At 40.4% G+C, this 401-nt stretch carries 1 pseudogene; it reads right to left on the bottom strand.

Annotated features, from left to right (window positions below):
* A pseudogene (locus ACEN4L_RS13480) lies at positions 1–205 on the bottom strand (group II intron reverse transcriptase/maturase); the annotation flags it as partial.
* Between the last annotated feature and the right edge of the window lie 196 nt (positions 206–401).

Here is a 401-nt window from a genome sequence, read left to right as displayed (position 1 = left end):
CTACTCTTCTCACAGGTTTAGGTTGATATTGTCGTTGACGAATGTCATGAACAAGTTCTTCTTTATGTTGACGAAGATATTCTTTAGCCACTTCTATAGACATACCATCAATGCCTGCGGCACCTTTGTTCCGTTTCACTTGTCGAAAAGCTTCGTTTAAATTATTTCTGGATAGGATTCTATCCAGTGTCCTGTTTTCATGCATGCTTGTTACTCCTTTTCTGTTCTCGTAAGGCAGCTATCTACTTTTACGCTGTTATAGCCAGTAGTCTTTGGCGACCTCCAATAAAGATGTTTGTAACGATAAAATTGTTCAGTCCTTCGCTCTTTCTAGCTTTCACTAGCTGTCTTCACTACTACGACCTCGGCTGACTTCTCATGGGTCAAGCACTTATCACTAA

It is taken from the genome of Desemzia sp. FAM 23988 (genome assembly GCF_045528365.1).
Lineage (GTDB): Bacteria > Bacillota > Bacilli > Lactobacillales > Carnobacteriaceae > Desemzia.
Note: the sequence above shows the minus strand (reverse complement) of the source record. Positions and strands in the feature narration are given on the sequence as shown.